This is a genomic window from Methanolapillus ohkumae (assembly GCF_032594355.1).
GTDB lineage: Archaea > Halobacteriota > Methanosarcinia > Methanosarcinales > Methanosarcinaceae > Methanolapillus > Methanolapillus ohkumae.
Genome location: NZ_CP131061.1, coordinates 775,729 through 794,224, shown reverse-complemented (window position 1 = coordinate 794,224; position 18,496 = coordinate 775,729). Strand labels below are relative to the sequence as shown.

10 protein-coding genes and 1 tRNA gene are annotated in these 18,496 nt (G+C 39.2%); 2 read left to right on the top strand and 9 right to left on the bottom strand.

Annotation, left to right across the window (positions count from 1 at the left end; translation table 11 throughout):
• The first annotated feature begins 419 nt into the window (after positions 1 to 419).
• Positions 420 to 2,087, top strand: a complete 1,668-nt coding sequence (hcp, locus tag MsAm2_RS03240; RefSeq protein WP_338098364.1) for a hydroxylamine reductase — start codon at positions 420 to 422, stop codon at positions 2,085 to 2,087.
• Between the two features lie 123 nt (positions 2,088 to 2,210).
• Positions 2,211 to 2,621 carry a CGGC domain-containing protein gene (locus MsAm2_RS03235; RefSeq protein WP_338098363.1) on the top strand — a complete coding sequence of 137 codons (411 nt, stop codon included), beginning with the start codon at positions 2,211 to 2,213 and terminating at the stop codon, positions 2,619 to 2,621.
• A gap of 270 nt (positions 2,622 to 2,891) precedes the next feature.
• Here the strand turns inward: MsAm2_RS03235 and MsAm2_RS03230 are convergent, their stop codons facing one another.
• The 9 genes from MsAm2_RS03230 to MsAm2_RS03190 form a co-directional block, all read right to left on the bottom strand.
• The gene (locus MsAm2_RS03230; RefSeq protein ID WP_338098362.1) at positions 2,892 to 3,530 is read right to left on the bottom strand and encodes a hypothetical protein; all 639 of its coding nucleotides are present in this window, start codon (positions 3,528 to 3,530) and stop codon (positions 2,892 to 2,894) included.
• 100 nt (positions 3,531 to 3,630) lie between these two features.
• Positions 3,631 to 5,070 (bottom strand): chymotrypsin family serine protease, encoded by a 1,440-nt coding sequence (locus MsAm2_RS03225; RefSeq protein ID WP_338098361.1) that lies wholly within the window; start codon positions 5,068 to 5,070, stop codon positions 3,631 to 3,633.
• A 717-nt stretch (positions 5,071 to 5,787) separates the two neighbouring features.
• Positions 5,788 to 12,045, bottom strand: coding sequence for an SdrD B-like domain-containing protein (locus MsAm2_RS03220; protein WP_338098360.1), 6,258 nt, complete (start codon positions 12,043 to 12,045; stop codon positions 5,788 to 5,790).
• Between the two features lie 580 nt (positions 12,046 to 12,625).
• Positions 12,626 to 13,087: a hypothetical protein gene (locus MsAm2_RS03215; RefSeq protein ID WP_338098359.1), complete on the bottom strand. Its 462-nt coding sequence runs from the start codon at positions 13,085 to 13,087 to the stop codon at positions 12,626 to 12,628.
• Positions 13,088 to 13,438: 351 nt separating this feature from the next.
• Complete coding sequence (locus MsAm2_RS03210; RefSeq protein WP_338098358.1) at positions 13,439 to 14,269, bottom strand: DUF4346 domain-containing protein; 831 nt, start codon at positions 14,267 to 14,269, stop codon at positions 13,439 to 13,441.
• Positions 14,270 to 14,320: 51 nt separating this feature from the next.
• Positions 14,321 to 15,217, bottom strand: a complete 897-nt coding sequence (locus tag MsAm2_RS03205) for a pterin-binding domain-containing protein (RefSeq protein ID WP_338098357.1) — start codon at positions 15,215 to 15,217, stop codon at positions 14,321 to 14,323.
• Between the two features lie 220 nt (positions 15,218 to 15,437).
• Positions 15,438 to 16,553, bottom strand: coding sequence for a cell division protein FtsZ (ftsZ, locus tag MsAm2_RS03200; protein WP_338098356.1), 1,116 nt, complete (start codon positions 16,551 to 16,553; stop codon positions 15,438 to 15,440).
• A gap of 951 nt (positions 16,554 to 17,504) precedes the next feature.
• A complete protein-coding gene (locus MsAm2_RS03195) occupies positions 17,505 to 18,065 on the bottom strand; it encodes a 5-formyltetrahydrofolate cyclo-ligase (protein WP_338098355.1) in 561 nt (186 codons plus the stop codon).
• A gap of 175 nt (positions 18,066 to 18,240) precedes the next feature.
• A tRNA-Leu gene (locus MsAm2_RS03190) sits at positions 18,241 to 18,323 on the bottom strand.
• Positions 18,324 to 18,496: the final 173 nt, after the last annotated feature.

Here is an 18,496-nt window from a genome sequence, read left to right as displayed (position 1 = left end):
AATAACCCCAAAATAAAAAACAAACAAATAAAACAAACAAAAAAACGAAATAAAATAAAATAAAAACAAACAAATAAAATAAACCAAAAAACAAACAAATAAAATAAATCAAAAAACGAACAAAAATTAAACCAAAAAACGAGAAACAAAATAAACGAAATAAATACAAATAAAATTGAAAAACCCCACCATAAAATAAATGCAAAAAAATAAGTAAATAAATTGTTAATTTAATATATAAATTTGTATATTTAATTAACATGCATTAAAACCGAAAAACGGTAAAACATGAGGCATTTTGCCTGATGTTTTTTAAAATATGCGGCATGAAAATAAAAAACCGTAAAATACCAAATATCGAAAATTCCGGCTTTATTTTCACGCCGCTCTTAAATATTTTTCAAGAGGAGGAGAAAATTATGTTTTGCTTTCAGTGTGAAGAAACGATGAATGGAACGGGCTGTACCAAAAGCGGGATGTGCGGCAAAAAGGAGGATGTTTCGATTCTTCAAGACCGGCTCATTTATGCTTTGAAAGGTTACGCTTTTTGTAATCAGCAAGGACGGAAGAAAAACGCGGATGACAAAACATTCGGGCCGTTCGTTCTTGAAGCTCTCTTTTCAACCCTCACCAATGTTAATTTTGATGCCGGTTATTTTGAAAAGATGATCCGGGAAACAATTCAGAGACGGGACGCTGTTTGCCAAAAAGTTTGTTCCGGCGCGTGCGATTCCGTTTTATCAGGCGTCTCAAAAGGCATGGCGGACGCGGCCACAATTTCTCTGGACAAATTAATGACAAAGGACCCGGAAGAAATCGGCATTTTGGCAACTGAAAACGTGGACGTTCGTTCCCTTCGGGAAACATTGATTTGCGGATTAAAAGGACTTGCCGCCTACGGAACGCATGCGTTGATTCTCGGGTCGGAAGACGAATCTGTCTACATTTTTGTTGAAAAAGCATTGATTTCAACTATGGATGACACTTTATCCGCCGACCAATTGGTGGGTTTGTTGATGGAATGCGGCAGCTTCGGCGTGAAAGTTTTGGCTTTGCTGGACACCGCCAATACGCAAACGTATGGAAATCCGGTTCCGACGGCGGTTAAGACCGGCGTTCGCAAAAATCCGGGAATTTTAATCAGCGGACATGATTTAAAGGACATGGACATGCTTTTGGAACAGACAAAAGGCACCGGCGTGGATGTGTATACACATGGAGAAATGCTTCCGGCGCATGGTTATCCGGCTTTCCAAAAATATGATCATCTGGCCGGCAATTACGGCAACGCCTGGTGGCTTCAAAAGGAAGAGTTTGAAAAATTCAATGGCCCGATTTTGATGACGACCAACTGTCTGGTTCCGCCCAAAGATACTTATGCGGACCGGCTTTTTACGACCAACATGGTTGGTTTTTCCGATTCCAAAACCAATTTAAAATTGAAGCACATTCCGGTCCGAGTGGATGGTTCTAAGGATTTCTCCGAAATCGTCAAGATGGCTCAAAAATGCAAGCCGCCGGAATCGTTGGAAGACGGAACCGTCATGACCGGATTTTCGCACAGCGCAACGTTGTCGGTTGCCGATAAGGTGATTGCTGCCGTGAAAGCCGGGCAAATCCAAAAGTTTGTCGTGATGGCCGGCTGTGACGGTCGCCGCAAAGAGCGGTCTTACTACACCGATTTTGCAAAAGCGCTTCCGAAAGACACGGTGATTTTGACCGCCGGCTGCGCCAAGTACCGGTACAATAAATTGGATTTGGGCGACATCGGCGGAATCCCGCGCGTCTTGGATGCCGGACAGTGTAACGATTGCTATTCCTTGGTCGTGATTGCGATGGAACTTGCCAAAGCGTTTGGTCTTGAAAACATCAATGATTTGCCGGTGGTCTACAACATTGCCTGGTATGAGCAAAAGGCTTGCCTGGTTCTTTTGGCGCTGTTGTCGCTCAACGTTCAAAACATTGTTTTGGGTCCGACCTTGCCGGCTTGCGTTTCACCCAATGTCTTGGATGTTCTCATCAAGACGTTTAACATCAGCAAAAATTCGGATGTCGAGACCGATATGAAGCGTTTGATTTTGGCTTAAATTTTAAAGTTTTGCATTTCGTTTTAAAATTGAAACTTTAAAATTGAAACTTTAAAATTAAAAATTAAAAATTGAATTTTTCCGGATTTTTCCGGAAAAATCCTTTTTTTGCAGGTGATTTTTTTGTCTCAACCATCTCAGCCATCCCAACCACCTCAGCCATCTCAGCCGCCTTTGCCGGAAGCTCCGGTCTATTCGAAAAAAATTTCTAAAATCGCGCTTGTCCGCTGCCATATTGTCTCGGAAGTTTGTCCGGGAACGGGTTGTTTTAAAGCTTTTAATTCAAAAACGGTTGCTTTTTCCGATTACGGTACGGAGACGGAAATGATTGCCGCATTTACATGCGGCGGTTGCAGCGGACGGCGCGTTTACCGTTTATGCAAATCCGTTCAAAAATCAGGGGCGGAAGTCGTTCATTTGAGTTCCTGCATGTACCGGAATATGGACGGCTATTCCAAGTGTCCGCATCTGGATTCTATCAAAAAAATGATTGAAGATTTGGGATTATGTGTCATTGAAGGAACACATCATTAAATTGTTTGACCATGAAAATCATGAGGCCATAGAATCCTGAAAATCATTAGATTAGATAAATCATCAAACCTTTATATTTCGTTTTTTTTTGATTCAAGCAAACCCTCCCGCAAAATCAAATGCGATAGCATTTGTATTTTGCGGAAATTCATAATGAATAGATATCATTGTTTTGACAGTTGCTGCAGCGGGTTATTGTTTAAGTATTGCTGCATTTGTTTACTTTTTTTAGTTTGCTGCATTTTTTGTTTAATTATTAAGTTGTCATTATTACGACTCATCTGCCATTAAATCTTTAAAATATCCGCTTAATGTCTGCTTTTTTTCATAACTGCAGGTATAGCAATCGTGTCCTAAAATAAGTATGGGCTCAAGCCGCCGTGTTGTAAAAACAACCGGAATATCAGAAAATCCTTCTTCTTCTGCCTTTGTTTCAATGAGTTGATAGATCTTTTCAATATCATTTGAAGAAAGCATTTTTCCATCCGAATCCGAATAACGAATGAACAAAATACCGTTTTTATGAACGGCACCAATGATTAAGCCGCCGTTTTTACGCGTCAATTTTTGAAATTCCGGATCTTCTTCAACGGATCTTCTAAGACGCTCCATGAAATACCACCACTCGGAAACCTCTTTTCCAAGAGAGCAATCCGGCGTGGAAGAAGTATTTGAATCATTTTCAAAAGAAGGAAATGTTCCAAAATAAACAGAGTCCGGATTTGAATAATCTTTAAACATTTGAGAGCCGTTGATGGCTGTTTCTCTAATTTTACCGACGTCTTCATCGCTGCAATATCTGACGGATTTCATTGTTGTCCAACCATGGACTTCCGCATAAACAATTCCGGCGAACAGAAGCAAAACAACAACGACAAGCAAAATGATGGCAAGACTTTTTTGATTCATACAGATCATCCAAAATTATCATTCAAAGGGGGATAACAAAAAAATAAAATCATGATAATGTTCATTATCATGATTATTTTATACATTTAAATTCTATTTTTTAAGTTAATATCATGCTTTGTGAAGTTAGGGGCTTAACTCCTAAATAGTATTCAATTTCACCTCTTGGAGCATAGAATGTTGCATCGTGAGAAAAGTACCAAGGATCTGTTGAATTACCTATATTCGCTGGCATGTGACCAACTACTGTCCCGAGAACAAATGCTTGGTAGTCTGTTTTTCCACTAATTGTAACATTCATGCCTGCATAAACGGGTCCACCGCTATCCCCTGATGCGGAGCAACTTGATCCGGTTGAAACATTCATAATCGTAATTGTATCGAATACAAAGGGCAGGCTTGAAATATTTGATGCATTCGTATCATTTAACTCCAAATATGAGTATTCATAGAGATTTTTTATGATATAACCTCCATTATTACCGGAAGTGCCCCCATACCATCGGATTTCACCATTGTATGAATTAGAACTTCCATAAACAACCATCTGAGTTTTATTATCTGAACTTCTCTTAGGATATGAGTTTTTTAAAACCGGGTCATTTCCTACGAAAATAATTGGAGTTACATTAACAGTTGAATTTACAGGAACATATGCAGTATCAAGTCTTGGTACATTTATGGTAACGTTGTGTATGGTTACATTTCTTTTCCCAAAGATAACGGAAGTTCCAACCCTATTACTATTGTTAGCATTGTATGTTGGCTGATATGATGGAGCAGATGTGTATCTGAAAGTATGACCTGCTGTCACGAACCCTTTAGAACTTGAGGAATTATTTTGATAAACAGGAAAACCAATAGTACCATCAGGATTATTTACTGATGTTGATCCATTCGGATTTAACACTGTTCCAAGGTAAGATTCCATTTTATAACCTCCTCTAATTGGACGAACCTTGTCGGTAAAATTAGCATCCAATTGAAGTTTAGAAGGACCAGAGGTGTAAACAAAAATCATAGGAACTTTTTCTACTCCTTCTTTTTGAGCATATTCCTCAATAATTTTTTTCATTGACTCAATATCATCAGATTTAATTTCATCTTTTCTATCATAGTCTAAGTAAACTGTGATAAAACCAGCTACTTCACAACTATAAGCTCTTATTGGACCACCCTGTTTAGGAGAATATTTCCCAAATGCCTGGTCTTCAAGAATTGCTGTTGTAATTTCTTGAATTGAAACCCACCAGTCATAGGCATCTTCTCCTGTTTTTGAAGGAACTTCGCCATAAATTGCAATTGTTTTTTCATTTTTTGATAATTCTTCAAATGCAATTGGATTGGTTGGAGGTGTATTTTCAAGTAGTTCTTTAATTTGTTCTTCTGTCAAAGGCATTTCAGTGTAAGTACGAATATCCTCAACTTCACGTGGATTTCTTTCCGTTGGCTTTTCTTCTGAAGCCATTACTGGAATGGAAAGGCTAAACAAAATGAGTAATACACAAAGTAAACTCATTAACGGTTTTTTTAGGTTCATATTTTAGTCCTCACTAACATATTTATGTCAAAAGATGGTATTAGTGAGTGAATCGGATCTTAAGCAGGTTTTGATTCACTCACATATAATTTGATGTCAATTCAGAGTTGACATCAAATTTTTATGAGTTTATCAAATTAATTTGTTTAAAATAAATTAATAAACTCATTGAAAAGAATAATTATGTTAAAATATATAAAAGTAGCTCCTTAAAAATAGAAGTAGAAGACTCATTTTAAAAATATTTAAAATATATATTTATTTATTTATTTATTTATTTATATTTAATGAATATTATCTATTTTTTGCTGTATCTACTTACGGGTTTTAATTTGTTGCAAACCTTTTCAATTTTTCAATCTACAACTATTTACTATTTTGCAACCGCTACATTTCTTTTCTATCAATATATCTATTCCTTACAGGAACAACCCGATTCAATCAGATGCGAAACGCATCTGATTGAATCGGGAGGGCTTGCTTGGATTGGAATAAAAATTGTTTTTTAGATAATGGATTTACAACTGAAAGGACAATTGGAAAAAGAAAAAAAACAGAAAAATGAAAAAATAAATGAAAAAATAAATGAAAAATAAATGAAAAATAAATAAAAAAATAAAAAAATAAAAAAATAAATGAAAAAGCAACAGCGATGAAACCGCTGTTGACTGAGATGTTAAAATCCGGATTTTATTTTGGTTAAAAATTATTGTTTTTTTAGATTTTGCCGTAGGCTTTGACCGTAATGAGGGCTTCAACGATAAAGGCGGCTGCCAAAACCAAGTCTGTCGTGCTGTAATAATTCATTTCTCCGCTCAAACTGTAGAAGAGGAAGAAGAGAATCAATACAATGACCGCGAGGACAATCGCCAGAATGTGGAAAGTCACGCTCTTTTCTTGTTTTTCGGATTTGATTTTGTAGATGCGCAGCAGTTGCGGCAAAGCCAGCAAAACTGACAACAAAACAAAAATCAAGCCGAGCATTGAGAAACTCTCCGGATTGACCGGGGGGTTTTCGTCAAAGGGAACGACGACAACTTCCGGCGTTTTGTTATCTTCCGGCGTATTGTTGCCTTTCATCGGCTCCGACATTGGGACAACGGTTGCGTTTCCGACCGGACCGCCCGATCCCGGGTTGTCTTGGGCGTAATAGAAACCGGCGTTGATGCCTTCGTGCTTAAGTCCGCCCGTAACGGCTTCAATCAAAATCAAATCGGACTTGTAATCATTGTCCTTGTTGATTTTCTGCTGCTCGACGAAATCCGAAGCATGGTTAAATCCATCCGGGAGGTTGATTTGGACATAATAATTGGTGCCTGCATCCACCCGGTTGTAGAAGGAATAATAGCCATCCGAATCTGTTGTTGCCGAATCGATTTCATCATTGTCGCTGTTGAACAATTTCACAAGGACATCGGAGAGGGGGACTTCATCATCATCCCGAATACTGTCTTGATCCTTGTCGTTCCAAACGTGTCCGGAAATAAACGGCGCGTCACTTTGGGCTCCGACGGCTTTTTCAATGTCAGCGTGCCCCATGGAAATGTCGGCCGTCTTCCATTCTGTTGCAACCGCAGGCGAGACCTTGCTTGTGAAATCGCCACCGTTTGGCTGCGACCCGGCTTTGACCTGGACGGTCAAATAATAATCCCCGGATTCAAACCATGTGTTTGCGGCCGGCTCAAACACCAAGAATGTGGTGCCGGATGTCACGGATTTTGTCTCCACGAGTGTTGGAGTTGCGCCGGATTTGTAAAGTGACACAGAGTCCATCCACGTGAAATCCAAATCGGTCACGTTAAACGTCACAGGATCCAGAGCGAAGGTTCCGGCATTCAATTTGGATTCGTCGGTCTTACTGACAGTTCCTGCCTTTTCAAGATCGGTCGTTTCCGGAATGATTAAACCAATCGGAATCGTGGTGCTGTCCAAAATGGCAGTATAATCAACTGACGTTGGCGCGCTCTTTGTTGCTTCCAGCAAATAGTTGTACGTTCCGCCAACAGTGGTTGTTGCTAAACCGGTTCCGGATCCTTGCGGTGTCACAGAAATTTCAGCATTTTCAACAGCTCCACCGTTTCCGGTGACGCTTCCGGTCAAAGTTCCGTTGTATTTCACTACGACCATGACGTTTGCTGTCTGTTTTGTGTTGACACCATCATCATAATCGTACTTTAGTGTGTAATTCCCGGGTGTGTTGACATTAAAAGTATCGCTGCCGGTCAAATTAAAAGTGTAGTAAGATGATGTTTCCGGAATCGTGACAGTACCGTTCATGCCTCTTGTGAGCTTACTTTGGAAATAAGCCGACCAAGTCGTATAACCTGTCGGAATCGATTCCTTCCAGAACAATTCCGTTTCCTCATCCTGTAACACAATCGGGTTCTCATAGTAGAACCCGGCGTTGATGCCTGTATGCTGAACAATTGTTGAACTGATCGAAATTAAATCGGATTTAGAACCATTACTTTCATTGATTTTTTGACCACCTGTGAATGCGGAAACTTTGTTAAATCCGGTTGGCGTATCCACTTGAATGCGATAACCGCTTCCGACGGCAAGAGGATCAAAGAATTGATAGAATCCGATATCATTCGTTGTCGCGGATGTGAGAAGTCCATCCGTATCGTTGAGCAAATTCACCGTGACGCCAGAGATACCGCTTTCAGATCCTTCTTTGGTACTGTTATGGTCCGCATCGTTCCAGACATATCCGGAAATGGACGGCGCGTCTGTTCGGGTTCCGACAGATTTTGTAATATTTACATTTCCCATCGTAATATCGGAAGTCTTCCAATTCAGGGAACTCGCTGTGTTCACTTTCGTTGTGAAATCGCCGGTGGGTTGAGATCCGGATTTAACCGTGACGGTCAAATAATAATCTCCGGATTCAAACCAATTCAAATCAGCCGGCGAAAACACCAAGAATGTGGTGCCGGATGTGACGGTTTTTGCCTCCACCAAGGTCGGGGTTGCGCCGGATTTGTAAAGCGACACCGACTCCATCCAAGTGCTGTCCAAACCGGTCACATTAAACGTCACCGGGTCCAAGGAAAATGTCGCAGCATTTGGTGTTAATCCCACAGTTGCATTGGCGGTTCCTGTTTTTGTCAGATCTGCCGAAGCGGTCGGAAGAATTAAACCAGCCGGAACCGAGGTTAAAGTGGCGGTATAATCAACTGACGTTGGAGCTGTTGCTGTTGCATTCAACGAGTAAGTGTATACTCCGCTGCTTAGGGTGGTTGCTGAACCGGTTCCGGACCCTACGGGTGTAATGGAAAGCTCCGCGCCCATAACATTTCCGCCGTTTCCGGAGACTTTTCCGGTCAATGTTCCGTTGTATTTGACGGTTACATTGACAAGGGCGGTTTTTGTGTTGAGGGCCGAATCCGTGTAGTTATATTTCAACGAATAATTGCCCGGAGTTTCGTTAATAAAAGCACTGCTGACATCGTAGGCATAAGATGTTGTTGGAATCGGATTGCCGGAATCTGTTCCGCCGGTGAGCAACGTTTGGAAATAATCTTTCCAAGATGTATAGCCGCTTGGAATCTCTTCCTTCCAAAAGATTTCCGCTGCCTCATTTTGCAATGTAATCGTACTGGCAGCTTTCGTAATATTAATTTTCATGACTCCGGTTGATTTTTGATTGTCATCGTCGTTACTTGTCGTGTAAGTAATGACATATTGTCCGGGCTTTGAAGTGTTCACACATGTCCGGTCGGCTTCATTAATTGTTGTTGTTGTTCCATTCTTATAATCAGCATCCGTGAGTTGCGGATCATATTCTGTTGGCGTACCCCATTTATTTGTCAGGCTCGTGGGGATGGAAGATGTTCCGTCGGCTGGTGTAAACACCACTTGAACTGTTGAAATACCAATGCCTGATGAAAAGTCATCGTAGGTTAAAGCCGTCCACCAGTTTGGAATAGAAGTAGCAGGTGCTCCATAGTCTACATTATACACCGCTGTATCACTAAATGGCTTCGTTGCCTCTGCATTGACAATAGTCGGGGCCCTTGACTTTACAAGTTTAATGGCTCCGGTGTACCCCTTATCATTTTTGGTTGTTGCGCCAGAACCTTCTTCCTCGAAATAGTGGAGGGTCTGACCAATTGATTCATCCCCATAATTAACAAGGGTATTATCAACCGACGGAAGGCCAAATGGCAAAAGCATCGTTAAATTCGATGCCGGAGTCAATTTACTGAATACAATTTTAATTGCAGTTACCGATTCCGGATTTGTAATCGTTGCTTTATTGGTACCATCGAATGTGAGAAGAGTCCAGGACGATATGGCAGCATCATTAACATCTTTAATCTCGTGTGCTGCGGTAAGTTCGGTATTTTCTCTAACCGCCGTTGTTGTGTAGTAAACATCATAGGTGGTTCCGGATGTTGTTGCCGGAGGGATTTGTGTTAATTGGCCATTAATTTTTGCACCCCAATGCTCTTCTTTTGGCAAAACGAAATAAACCACCGAATTCGTGAAGTTTTTCTCTCCATCATTGCTGACAAATATTTTGAATTCTTCGTGTGTGCTTCCTGCCCTCAATTGCGGAATTGTACCTGCGTTTTTGGGATTGTATGATTTATAAAAAATGTTATTGAAAGCATCGATAATTCTTGTGGTGACATCTGCCTGAACCCCTTTGGGAACGGAGACGGTTAAAGTTTCAGACCGGCCGGTTTGGTCATAGGAACCGTGTGGTTTCATCGGGGATGAAATTGAAAGTGTATCCAACGCAACATTTGAACCAGCAGACCCGCCTGACATTGAATCGTAGGCACCGGAAGCCCAGGTCGTCAATACGTAATCTGTCGGCTTAAATGTAAATTCTTTAATGCCATTGTAATTGGATGGGACCTGTACAGTGAGAGTAATGTAGAATTTACCCGCGGAACCATTACCTTTAAGCCAGAATTCCTGAGTTGGATCGGTTTCGTTTACAATTTTTACAGGAATTATTTTTTTATCCCCGACAGTGATAGGAGATAAAACTTGGGCCTCATATCCACTCACTGGTATTAAGGTATTATCTTTGCCATTGTGGGAATACAAAAATGTTGCAGTACTCACACTAAAATCTTTTGGAATGGTGAAATAGGCATATGGACACGGATAGAGAGCCGTATTCAGAGGGTCGGTTGGATCTTCGCGCAAACCGGAATAATAGGGATAGGACGTCGGGAAGAATTTTAAAGAAATATTGAATGATTCGCTTCTGGATACGATTTTTGAACTCAGAGCCGTTTCTGTGTTCACGTACGGATTCGGAATAAATGTATCCGTCACCGGAATGGATTTTGAGAATGTGGTTGTTGTTTCTGTGTTCTCTCCGGTAATTTCAAAACCAAAGACTGCCGGACCTGCCAGATTATCTGTTGTACCGACAAATTGAATCAAATTCAACTTGTTATAAGAATTACCGCCGGAGTCATCCTTCTTCATTTTAAGCAACTCTTGGATGGATAAACAGACATCATTATCTGTACTGAAATCCCAGCCGGTTAAGTTCATGACTCGGTTCGCTTCGGGAGATGAAGTCGGAGTAAAGGTTAATGTATTCGAACCATCCATCGTTGAAACCGTAATGGATTCATATACCGTATCCGGATTTGTATCATTGATCAGCGGAAGCCGTATGTGTGTAATTGTTACGCCCTCCGGAACACTGATGTTGATTGTAACATTTTCTTCATCAACGGTTCCTTCAGAACCAAGCTTGAATAATTCCTGATAATAAAGATGATGATTTATATCAGTAGGATTGACATACTGTACGGAATCCTTCAAAAGATAAGGATGATAGGAAGAATTTCCAACCGCATCTATATAGGTAATAGTTGTAAATAGGCTCTTGTTACCGGTAATCTTTGTAGGCATAACAGAACCATTCAAATACTTACTTGCAGAGACCGGATAAAGCGGAGTTTGAGTCAAATCCGTACTCATTGTTACACTCGGACCGCGTCTTCCTGAGTTTTGAGCACTCCCCGCCGAATCAAAAATATAAACACTCGCATCAACCGCCAAATTTGAAAAATCAATATAAGGAGGATTATTCGAGCTATCATATACAAACGTGTCTGTGACAATAATTGAAAATGAATCACTTTTGTTCCAAGATAAATCTTCAGAATTTATGCCTGGAAGAGACAATATATTATTTGTCAGCTCCCCACCATCTTTATCCTTAAATACAATGGGAGGAGTGCTGCCATTAGATGTACAGTCAACCAACCATTCATTATAGGTTTTTGTCTCTCCGCCGGATTTAATCACAACATTTGAAAAATCAATATTAAAATAATCATAATGGACTCGAGACTTCAAATCATGAAAGACCTTATCTGAATAAAAACGGTGGTCGGCAATAACAGTTCTATTGGCAGAAACGTTTGCCGGCAAAATAAGCGGTTTTGAAAGCAAAATCATGCTTCTGCTTGTCATTAAGGATTTTGAAGGATTATTTGGGTCGCGTGGAAATTCTGCTGTAATCGTCACAGTTTTTTCCGCAATCTTTGTATTATTTTGGAATAACTCTGCCTTAAGAGTCGCTGTTTCGCCGTCGTAGACCAATGCTGTTGCGTTTATGACAACATCCACCGCAAACTTATCTTGGGGAGGACAATCCAAACCATATTTAAGATTAAATCCGGCAGTAGCTGTTCCTGAAAGAGTTGCATTTTTAATATAAGGCCGATCCTTTGGAATACTTCCTTTTCCGACATAATCTGCAATTGTGAACCCTGTTTTTGTGAGAGGGTCACTACTATCTAGTTTATTATAATTAAGAGAAACATTCAATGTATATTCGTTCCCTTCTGTGGTATTATTCGCATCCGTCACCATAAAACTAACAGTGGATTGATTGAGCGGACCGATGACATAATTGTCAGAAGAAGTTGTGATTGTTGCCGGACCGGCTGCCGCCACGGGCATGACAAAGCCGGCCAGGAGTATCATCATAACAAGAAAAATAGACGTTACTGCTTTTCTTATTCGCGGGATTTGTTTCAATATATTACCCATATAGTATCTACCCTCTTAATTTGTAGGTTCATGAATCAAGGCAGGGATCTGATATTAATCATAGTGTAGCGCCATTTAAAATAGAATATGGGCAATTATCAGATTCTCTTTTGATTGAATGAGAAGTATTAGAATAAGATGTATATAATACCCATGCCATAAGAATAATCTATTGATATGTATTAATTAAAATGAATATATAATAGATTAATAATAATTTAGATGAAATTTTATAAAAGAGCAAACAAAAAATAGAGAGGTGCTCTGTTTTAAAGGATTTAAAAGATTACACCTTTGTAAAAAAATTTAAAGCTGGGCCATAAACAAAAAAATAAAAATTAAAAATTATAATACAAAAAGATGAGATTTCAAAAAAGAAATATTAAAAAAGAAATTTACAAAAAACAACAGAAAAACAATATTAGAAAAAGATTTACAAAAAGATAAACAAAAAAAATAGAAAAAACAATATCAAAAAAACAATATCAAAAAAGCAATTTATAAAAATAAGTGCTTATTAGCACTCACTTTTCTTTATTTGAAGAACACTGGCATTGATTTCACTTGGGACATCCGCCAAAAAGACAAGGGTCTTCATGCCTGCGTTTTGCGCCTTTAAAATAATATCAATCCGGGCTGGTTCAAGCTCCTTTGTCGCGCTCAAAATACAGAACGCTTTGATTTCGCCTGTGTCAACAAAATAATCAAAGTAAGACGCGCCGATCTTTAAAAAATCGGAAACAACTCGAAGCTCTTCCCAAGTATCACATAAATGAATTCCTTTGGCACCGCCATTTTGGACATACCAGTCACGGGTAATGCTTGGATACGCCGCATGCTGCCGGTTGATATCTTCACAAATCTTTTGAATTTTTTCAGCACCGGTTGAAACCTTATAATACTTCCAGCCGTTCTCATTGAAATATTTCTCCGCCAAAACACCGAAAATTTGAATTTTATCTTGCTGATTGAGTTTCATGAAAAATCACCAAATGAAAAAAATATGAACAAATTACGTGAAATATGAATTGGAAACATGAATTTGGAAACATGAATTTGGAAACGTGAATTTTGGAAACATGAATTTTGGAAACATGAATTTTGGAAACATGAATTTTGGAAACATGAATTTTGGAAACATGAATTTTGGAAACATGAATTTTGGAAACATGAATTTGGAAATATGAATTGGAAACGTGAATTTTGGAAACATAAATTTTGAAAATTATGATTATTGGAAATATGCCGAATAATTAAAAGGAAAACGTCGGACAAAATATTAATAGACTTTCCCCGAGAAGAAGATTTTTATAATTTTTAAAATATTAAATTAAAATAAATCGTCCTGAGCGTAACTGCGTCCAAGGCGGATTGCGATTTCCGCCTTTTCTAATTCCCGTCCCAAATAACCGGCATGACTCAATTCCGTGATGAGATTTTCCTGAATAATTTTTTCCAACATAAACGCGGAATCCGTCCCGATAATGATTTTTTTCGGATGAATGGCAACAATCACATCACGGTTCAATGTTTTGACATTTTCAAACACTTTTAAAAACATATCCTGCATCTGCACGCCGTTTTTTTCCAAAGAAAAAATGGATTCCAAATCAAAAACCGATATGACTCCGATTAAAAAATTACCGGCTTTGTCCGGCTTCCAACCCCACGTCGTTTCGGGAACAAAATCGGGAGACAGGTCTCCTGCAAAAATTAAATCTGATTGATCGGAGAAGAGAGGAGCGACCCGCCCCGAAAGATTTTTTAAATCCATATTTGGGCGTCTTCTTTTCTCTTTTAAAATCAATAAATCGAGTCCTAAATCTTTGGGCGCCGACGCACGAATTTTTGCAAGTGCATTCATTTGGGCCGCCGTTTTTAATTCCGAAACGGACCCCTTTGTTTTAGAACTCGCGTCCGGCGTAAATAAAATAGAGGCTCCACACTCATCCGCCAAAACCGACAAGAGCGCATTTTGACCGGGAGAGTCGGCATCCAAAAGTTCGGTGACATTTCCGGCGCCAAAAAGAATCGGAACAAACGGATGGAGGCGGTGGAATTCGAAATAAGAAAACAAAGATTCCAAGAACCGATGACCCGGCGGAGATAAGACCGGATCCGCAATGAGTTTTGACAGACCCAACCTTTTTGCAAAAGCCATATTCTTTTCCAGGCTTAGAATTTTGCTTTGAACAAAATTCGAGCAACACCCCTATGTTTCCAATGGAGCGATATTTTTAAAACCCGATGCGGACTCCGGAAAATCAGAGTTTGAAGGACAACTGTTTGAAAATTCAAAATCCGGAAGAATGACAAAAGCTGTCTTTTTAATTTGCTCACGCAATAAATCCGTTGTGGATGACTCCATATATTCAAAAAGCCGTTGGAGCATATCCGAATTCAGGCTTAAAATCAGATCCGCTCCGGCTTTTATGCCGGCCGCAATTTGAAAAAAATCTCCGGAATCAACACTGATCGGAATGGTGGAAACCGATTTTGCGAAGGATACAATTTGAAAAACATCCTTTTCGCCGGCATGCAGGGAAAAGCCTAAATCAATAATGTCCGCCCCTGCTGAAATATAAGTTCGAATGATTTTTTCAAGCTCTGAAAAAGACAAGTCTTCCGCGTTGACGATTTCTCCCAAGACTTTTAGAGAAGATGTGCCGCCGATTGCGACATTGGAGATTTGAAAAGCCGGCGTTGATTTTTGTTCATATTCTTCCAAGAGAAGAAAGGCCTCTTTTTGATTTATTTTTTGTAAAAACTCACAGGCTGGAACTTCTTTGGAGAAGGAAAACGAATCCGCATTTTTTGCAACTGTTTTTAAGATATAATTTAAATCCGAGGCCTGTTTTGGTCCTAAAAAAACAGGACTCCCGATTTCTTTTTCCGCACGTTTGAAATCAAATTTGGAAAAGCCGGAAATTAAAACCGCATCATATTTTTGACCTGCATACGGCGATGAAATAAAACCGGCCGCCAGCTTTTGAGGCGTAATCAAAGACGCGACCGGTGTTTGAATCATTAGAAGATCCGCGCCCGTATCTGAAATTGCTTTTTGAACCGTTTCAAAAGCCAATTGCCCGGTCACGACGAGTATTTTCATGAAAAAACTTCCAAATCCTTGTGAATGGAAAAGTGAATGAAAAGTAAATTGAAAAAGTGAATGGAAAAGTAAATGAAAAGCGAATATAAAAAATGATTCCGTCCGAGGATGAACTTGGAACGAACTTGGAATGAAAAATGGAGAAGAGAATGTAATGAAAAAAAAGGGAAGCATTTTCATGCTTCCCGGTTTTTTAATTTTCGAGGAGGATAGACTTTTCTTAGATGAAATCAATGATGCTGTTTCTGGAAGAGGAAGCGTTGGCTTCCTTTCGGGCAGAATAGGTGGTGTTTGCCGTAACGGTTTCTGAGGATTTATTTCCGAATTTGGGTTGAACACCGGTCATAATCGCAAGCACTCTGACGCGTCCTTCGTACTCGTCTTTAATACGGGCACCGATTGTGATTTTTGCTTCATTGGAAATTTCGTAGGTCAACTGTTCGCCGATATCCATGGCTTCTTGGAGGCTTAAGTCCGGACCGCCGGTGATGTGAATTAAACATCCGGTTGCGCCGCGGTAGTCAACATCAAGGAGCGGGTGGTTCAAAGCGGCTTTGACAACTTCTTGGCTTTTGCTCTGGCTCTTGGATTCGCCAACGAGCATCACCGCAAGTCCGCCGCAGCCCATGGTTGCGCGAATGTCAGCGTAGTCGAGGTTAATTAAGGAGCATTCGGTGATGGTTTCAGTGATTCCTTTCACGGTTTCGGCAATCAATTGGTCCATTACGGAGAGGGCTTGGTCCACAGGAAGATTCGGGACGTGAGCCAAAAGTCTTTGGTTGTCCAAAATAACGACCGTATCAGCGGCTTTTCTTAAAGCTTCGATACCATCTTGGGCTTTTTGAGAACGGGAGCCTTCCACCTTAAAGGGGCTGGAGACCATTCCGATAACGATTGCGCCTTGTTCTTTTGCCACTTCGGCAACGACCGGCGCGACACCGGTACCGGTTCCGCCGCCCATTCCGGCAGTCACGAAAACGAGGTCAGCGTCTTTTAAAACAGATTCAAGGGTTCCGCGTGCAAGTTCGGCAGCTTTGCGGCCGATTTCCGGATATCCGCCGGCACCAAGACCGCGGGTTAAAGTCTTTCCGATCAAGATTTTTTTGTCGGCACGTGCCCGATCCAAATCTTGTTTGTCGGTGTTGATACAGATGGTTTCGGCGTTTTCAACACCCATGTTGTAAAGGCGTTTAATGGTGTTGTTTCCGGCACCGCCGCATCCGACAATGACAATTCTCGGCTGGCCGAATTCTTCAAAGTCTTCGCCGGCGGAACTAACCATCGACTCTTTCTCTTGCTCTGCGTATTTTAAGGCTTGTTGAACGATAGACTGCATGTTTAACCTCTTTCGAATTGGTGAAATGTTTGTGTGAAGGAGAATTTTAGAACTGAATCTAAAAATTAATTGAAAGGATTTTGGTAATTTTTTCAACGAACGGAGAAATTGTTTTTCGAATGCTAAATCCAATGTAGGAGGCTGAATTCCAAAGGATTGATAACATTTGATAGTGTGGCGTATGTACGTTGATGGGTGGCGTTTTTGTATGACCAAAATAATTTGGAATAAATTAAAATTAGTCATGTGTTGGGTTAAGTAAATCCAGCATCTTGTTTTATCAATTTTTAGACAAAATAAGATTTGCTAATATTTACCATGAAGGTAAGAAGTATATAAATAAATAATAGTATATATAGATTTTGTACAAAAGAGTGACAATGAGACAAGTTTGGAATAAAAAATAAAATGAATAATCGAAGATTTATAATTATATTTTGTTCTATTTTTTTCAAATTATTTCCAGTCGAAATAATTCGACAGACTTTGAAAATTGAGAGATATCAGTCCAATACAAAAAAAGATTTTTGTCAGTTAAAATGCATAAAAATAAGATTATACGATCTATCTAAGAAGAATAGAATCATTCAAAAAAAGAAGAAAAAATAATCATTTGTGCCCTGACATATAAAAAATAAAAATAAAGGAAAAATAAAAGAGGGAATCATGCCGGCAAACACTGATATTTTTAAATTTAGGAAGAAATTAAGAAGAAAAAATCATGAAAAGTATTTTTAAAAAAAATAAAATTTAAAAAATATGGAAATTTGTTCTGAAATATATAGATTTTTTTAAAAAAATGATTCAAATAAGAAATAAATAGTTCTACTCATTCTATTCATTTTTTTCTATTTTTACTTTTTTTCTTTTTATTATGCTTTTTTCTATTTTTACTTTTTTTCTATCGTTTTTTTGTTTTTTCCTTTTTTATTTCTGTTTACATTTTTAACCTTATTTTTTGATAAATATCCATTCTTTTTCCGTCAAAACGGAATCCATCGGAATATCGGTATCTTCTGCCGGAATTTTACCAACCAGCTGTTCTTCAAAACAGATTCCGATCAAGTGCATGTATTTGTTTTTGGACAGATATTTATCATAATAACCGACCCCATATCCGAGACGGTTTCCGAGGCGGTCAAATCCGATACCGGGAACAATAATCAAAGAATTTTCATCCGGAACCACCAGCGCCGATTTTATGGAATCGGGTTCCATGATTCCGAAATCTCCTTTGACCAGATTGTCCAAATCATCGATTGGATAAAAAATCATTTCGCTTCCGATTGTTTTTGGAAGCGCGACCTTTTTTTTTCTTTCCAGGCACTCCCGAATAAACGGAGCCGTATGGACTTCGTTTCGAACATCCATATAAGCGAAAACGGATTCGGCTTTTTGAAAGAGGCCAGAGGACAGCAAAGCTTCCGCAATGTGTTTGCTTTTGGCAAAAACATCTGTTTTGCTCATGCGCTCCCGTTTATAGCGGAGCTCATTCCTGATTTTTTGTTTCATCAAAAATCACCGAAAACAAAAATAAAATTAAAATTAAACTAATAAAAACAAAATTAAAACCAATAAAATTAAAATTTAAACCAAAATAAAAACCATAAAAATAAATTTAAACCAAAATAAAAATAAAAGTAAACATCCGAAAATAAACAATAAACAATAACAAAATAAAAACAAATGCGGAGGACGGGAGTTGAACCCGCGAACGTCTACACGAATAGGCCCTGAACCTATCGCCTTTGACCACTCGGCAACCTCCGCGAAATGAACAAGATAAAGCAAACGGTTAAAGGGCGGATTATTCATAAATCTTACGCAAAAAAATTCCTCACTTCGCATCGGAATTTTTCAGCGAATTATTGAATAACCCGGCTCACCCTTTTTATAAAAGAAAATCCTATTAGGGATGTTTATTTTTTATATTTATTCAGATC

What these genes read in the sequence shown, in the direction of transcription:
- ftsZ (WP_338098356.1), bottom strand. Translation starts at nt 16,553, where the DNA reads ATGCAGTCTATCGTTCAACAAGCCTTAAAATACGCAGAGCAAGAGAAA.
- MsAm2_RS03225 (WP_338098361.1), bottom strand. Translation starts at nt 5,070, where the DNA reads ATGAACCTAAAAAAACCGTTAATGAGTTTACTTTGTGTATTACTCATT.
- MsAm2_RS03220 (WP_338098360.1), bottom strand. Translation starts at nt 12,045, where the DNA reads ATGATGATACTCCTGGCCGGCTTTGTCATGCCCGTGGCGGCAGCCGGT.
- MsAm2_RS03215 (WP_338098359.1), bottom strand. Translation starts at nt 13,087, where the DNA reads ATGAAACTCAATCAGCAAGATAAAATTCAAATTTTCGGTGTTTTGGCG.
- MsAm2_RS03210 (WP_338098358.1), bottom strand. Translation starts at nt 14,269, where the DNA reads ATGGCTTTTGCAAAAAGGTTGGGTCTGTCAAAACTCATTGCGGATCCG.
- MsAm2_RS03205 (WP_338098357.1), bottom strand. Translation starts at nt 15,217, where the DNA reads ATGAAAATACTCGTCGTGACCGGGCAATTGGCTTTTGAAACGGTTCAA.
- MsAm2_RS03230 (WP_338098362.1), bottom strand. Translation starts at nt 3,530, where the DNA reads ATGAATCAAAAAAGTCTTGCCATCATTTTGCTTGTCGTTGTTGTTTTG.
- MsAm2_RS03195 (WP_338098355.1), bottom strand. Translation starts at nt 18,065, where the DNA reads ATGAAACAAAAAATCAGGAATGAGCTCCGCTATAAACGGGAGCGCATG.
- hcp (WP_338098364.1), top strand. Translation starts at nt 420, where the DNA reads ATGTTTTGCTTTCAGTGTGAAGAAACGATGAATGGAACGGGCTGTACC.